The sequence below is a fragment of the Cytophagia bacterium CHB2 genome (assembly GCA_030263535.1).
Lineage (GTDB): Bacteria > Zhuqueibacterota > Zhuqueibacteria > Zhuqueibacterales > Zhuqueibacteraceae > Coneutiohabitans.
On the sequence record SZPB01000481.1, the window covers coordinates 1 to 3,900 of the forward strand.

5 protein-coding genes are annotated in these 3,900 nt (G+C 52.5%); 4 read left to right on the forward strand and 1 reads right to left on the reverse strand.

Features of this window, described 5'->3' with window-relative positions; genetic code table 11:
- On the reverse strand, nucleotides 1-2,207 hold a 2,207-nt coding region (locus FBQ85_27585), incomplete at its 3' end, for a histidine kinase (GenBank protein ID MDL1878895.1).
- Between FBQ85_27585 and FBQ85_27590 the strand changes: the two genes are divergently transcribed.
- The 4 genes from FBQ85_27590 to FBQ85_27605 form a co-directional block, all read left to right on the forward strand.
- Nucleotides 2,206-2,583, forward strand: coding sequence for a hypothetical protein (locus tag FBQ85_27590; GenBank protein MDL1878896.1), 378 nt, complete (start codon nucleotides 2,206-2,208; stop codon nucleotides 2,581-2,583). The genes FBQ85_27585 and FBQ85_27590 overlap by 2 nt on opposite strands.
- Nucleotides 2,583-3,008 carry a type II toxin-antitoxin system PemK/MazF family toxin gene (locus FBQ85_27595; protein MDL1878897.1) on the forward strand — a complete coding sequence of 142 codons (426 nt, stop codon included), beginning with the start codon at nucleotides 2,583-2,585 and terminating at the stop codon, nucleotides 3,006-3,008. Before FBQ85_27590 ends, FBQ85_27595 begins: the two co-directional genes overlap by 1 nt.
- A gap of 191 nt (nucleotides 3,009-3,199) precedes the next feature.
- Entirely contained in the window at nucleotides 3,200-3,691 is a 492-nt protein-coding gene (gene accB, locus FBQ85_27600) for an acetyl-CoA carboxylase biotin carboxyl carrier protein (protein ID MDL1878898.1), read from the forward strand.
- Nucleotides 3,688-3,900, forward strand: a 213-nt coding sequence (locus tag FBQ85_27605) for an acetyl-CoA carboxylase biotin carboxylase subunit (protein ID MDL1878899.1), incomplete at its 3' end; no start/stop codon positions are given. The genes accB and FBQ85_27605, both read left to right, overlap by 4 nt.

The window sequence follows — 3,900 nt, forward strand, 5'->3', positions numbered from 1 at the left end:
ACTTCTTTCTTCGCTGAGATGCCTTTCTCCTCGATAGCAGTACCTTCGGCATCATCCGTGTTGTAGCGCTTGAGGGCCGTGATCACTACCGGCGGAATGTAGGGATTATCTGTAATGCTGTCAGGATGGAATGCTGCGACGCCTTTTAAGGACAAAAAAAATAATTTGCCGTCAACGCTTTTGTGGTGCGACATATTCAAAAACTCGTTGGCGGCCAATCCATCAGCAAGACCATAGCTACGAAAAGACCCGGTTTCGGGATTAAAGTAAGAAAGTCCTTTCATGGTGCCTACCCACAAACGGCCACGATCATCCTCCAAAATGCCCATAATCTGACCACTCGGAAGCCCGTCTTTGGTGGTATAATGCGCAAATTTCTCGATGGTGGTATCAAAGCAATCGAGTCCGGCATTTGTTCCCACCCATAGCTTGCCGGTGTGATCAACATGCAGCGACCAAATGAAATTGTCGCTCAGGCTCTTGGGATCCTTTGGGTCGTTAAGAAAACGGGTGAATCTCCCGGTCTGGGAATCCAATCGATTCAATCCATCGCCGGTTGCGATCCACAGCGTGTTCTGCGCAACAGAATCCTCACAAATCGCCGTAACGGCATCAGTGGAGATGCTGTAAGGATCGTTTTGATCATGCAGGAAACGAACAAAGCGTTCTTTTTCGCGATCAAAGCGATTGAGTCCGCCCAAGGTTCCCACCCAAAGTGTGCCGAAGCGGTCCTGGTGAATTGCAGTGATTTGGCTGTCGCTGATGCTATGAGGATCATTAGGATCGTATACGAATCGCGTGAGTTTGCCGGTGCTGTGGTCAATGCGATAAAGACCATTTCCATTCGTCCCGATCCACAGCGTGCCGCGCGGGGAGAAATCGCCAGAGATGCAATTGACCTGGCTATTGAACGATTTGTTGAAAAGATGGGCGAACGGTTTCACCGCATGCTCGAAACGAGCAAGGCCAGCGGGCGTACCGATCCAACGTGTGCCGGCTTCATCCCAGTAGATACCGCCGATACTCTTCTCACTGAGAATTGAAGCATTATTCGATTCCGGCACAAACGGCTTGAATCGTGCCCGACCCGGATCGAATTTATCGATGCCCCCGAAAAAGGTGCCAACCCAAAGCGTGCCCGTGCGATCTTGGCAAAGCGACCAGATAAGATTATTGCTGAGAGTGTGAATATTGTTTGGATCACTCACAAATCGAGCGAACTCCTCGCGTGTGCGGTCAAATCGATTCAACCCCCGAAATGTTCCGATCCACAGCGCACCAGTTTGATCTTCAGAAATAGCGAGGACGCTGTCCTGGCTCAGGCTGCGGGGATTATTTCGATCAAAACGAAAGCGCGTAAAAACTTGCTGGTCACGATCAAAGCGATTCAGTCCGCCGCCGCGTGTTCCAAACCAAAGTGTGCGCGCGCGATCCTCATAAATGACGCGTACGTCGCTGTGACTGAGACTGTTGGGATTGTCCGGATCATGCAAAAAGTGAGTGAATTGCCCTTTTTCGCGCTCAAATTTATTCAGCCCACGCTGCGTGCCAATCCAAAGCGTGCCGGTGTGATCTTCGAATATATCCCAAACGCTATTATGGCTGAGGCTACGTACATCGCTGGAATCGTGCACGAAACGAACAAACTGCTGAGTTGCGCGATCAAACTTGTTGAGTCCCGCGCCCGCCTCGGAGAGCAAATCCGCCGTGCCGATCCAGAGCGCGCCAGTGTGATCTTCATGAATCGCGCCAACGGAATTGAAACTCAAGCTGTGCGGGTTGTTCGGGTCGTGGACAAAGCGCGTGAATTGTTCGCGTTCGCGCTCGAAGCGATTCAGCCCGCCCCCGACTGTGCCAACCCACAACGTGCCGCTGCGATCTTCGCAGAGCGCATACACAAAATTGGTCGACAGCGAGAGCGAATCAAAGGCATCGTGGCGATAGGCGGTAAAGCCGTAGCCGTCGTACTTGATCAAGCCGTCCGCCGTGCCGAGCCACAAGAAGCCTTGATGATCTTGCAACATACAGTAAACGGTGCGGCCTTCTTCGAGCGCGATGCGTTCGAATTTGACTGAGGGTTCTTGCGCAAAGAGACGGGCAGGCAGAGGCAACGTTAATGCGAGAACAACGCCGATGATTTCTAACCACATGGTTCCGCGACTTGTTTGAAGCGATGAATTGATTGCTTTCATATTGATTCGCCCCATGGAAAATAATGTTTTTGTGAGCGGTTGGAATGACTTAACTTACGAACAAATTAAAGAAAATCAAGTTGAAATGAGCATGCGCGATTTTGACACCCAAGAAGTGATATGGAAAATACATCGAACACCGAAGTCACCCTCCGTTTGGATCGGTGAGGTGTTGACGGCGATTGATGCTGTTACACAAAACACCGGGCTGTCTTCGCGGCGCGCGACGATCGAAAAAATTCTGCAGCGATGGTACGAGGTGGTTTGGCTGCAGCGAAGATGGGATCGCGAGACCGAAGACTACTATAAATCCCTCACGCCGGAGGAGATCGCTGAAGACCGCGACTGGACTCACGCCGTCTCTCAGCAGGCGCAGCGATGGGATGACTGATGCAATTCCCCAAACGCGGCGAAATTCATTGGGCTAAAATTCCCGGACAGCCGGGAGACACCAAAGAACGGCCGGTGCTAGTCGTTTCAACCGATTCGCGTAATCAATTCGCCAATGACATTCTTGTCGTACCGCTCTCCACTACCTTGCGACCATCTCCCACCCATGTCTACTTGCCAGCAGGCTCGGGAGGCATATCCCTTCCATCCGTGGCTAAATGCGAGTTAATTGCCGCGCTCGATAAAATTTTCTTGCTCGCGGACCACTGGACGGACAAATTACACCCGCACAAATGCGCGAAATTGAAAAGGCGATCATGCGAGCGATTGGCATGGTTGCGCCCTAAGCCATTCACGATCCAGCGCGCCCCCCGCCTCGTGCGTGTTGCCAAACCAACATTTTCATTTGACTTTCAGAAAAGTTAGGTTATATTTTCCGCCTGTTTTCAGGCCACTGGCAAAGCCGGGTTGACGCAACCACGTTTTATAAATTCAAGCGCCGTCAAGCGAATGCCCGATTCTGCCGGCCGTTACTTACCGAAAGGTTCATCATGGCAAAACGAGTGAGAGAGGAAGCAACGCATACGAATGCCGCGACCAAAGCAGCGGCACGCGGTATGAATCTAGATGAAATTCGAGAGTTGGTGAAGATTGTTGAAGAAAGCGGTATTGTCGATTTGGAAGTCACGCAACGCGGCAGCAAGGTTCGCATATCGAAATATTCCAGCCACGCGCCTTCTCACCCTCAGGTCAGTCATTTTCTCGTGCCGGGCCAAGCGCAACACCAGCCTCTGCCCGCGCCGCCGAACACGGCTCACTCAGCTTCTGCAACGCCGGCAGCCAGCGCCGCGCCCGCAGGCTCCAAGAATCAGGTCGAAATCAAATCACCCATGGTGGGCACGTTCTATCGCGCGCCTGCGCCGGACGCCGAACCCTATGTCAATCCCGGCGACACGATCTCGAAAGGCCATGTGTTGTGCATCATCGAAGCGATGAAGCTCATGAACGAGATTGAAGCTGACTTCGCCTGCCGCGTCGTGGAAGTCCTGGTCGACAATGCACAGCCGGTGGAATACAACCAACCTCTTTTCCGGGTCGAAAAACTTTGAAAAAAGTTCTGATCGCCAATCGCGGCGAAATTGCGTTGCGCATTATTCGCGCGTGCAAAGAGCTCGGCATCAAAACCGTGGCGGTGTATTCCGAAGCGGATGCGGAGTCATTGCACGTTCGGTTTGCGGATGAGGCGGTATGCATCGGCGCCGGGCCCAGCAAGGATAGTTACCTCAACATCCCGCGGATCATCAGCGCGGCGGAGATC

What these genes read in the sequence shown, in the direction of transcription:
- accB (MDL1878898.1), top strand. Translation starts at nt 3,200, where the DNA reads ATGAATCTAGATGAAATTCGAGAGTTGGTGAAGATTGTTGAAGAAAGC.
- FBQ85_27595 (MDL1878897.1), top strand. Translation starts at nt 2,583, where the DNA reads ATGCAATTCCCCAAACGCGGCGAAATTCATTGGGCTAAAATTCCCGGA.
- FBQ85_27590 (MDL1878896.1), top strand. Translation starts at nt 2,206, where the DNA reads ATGGAAAATAATGTTTTTGTGAGCGGTTGGAATGACTTAACTTACGAA.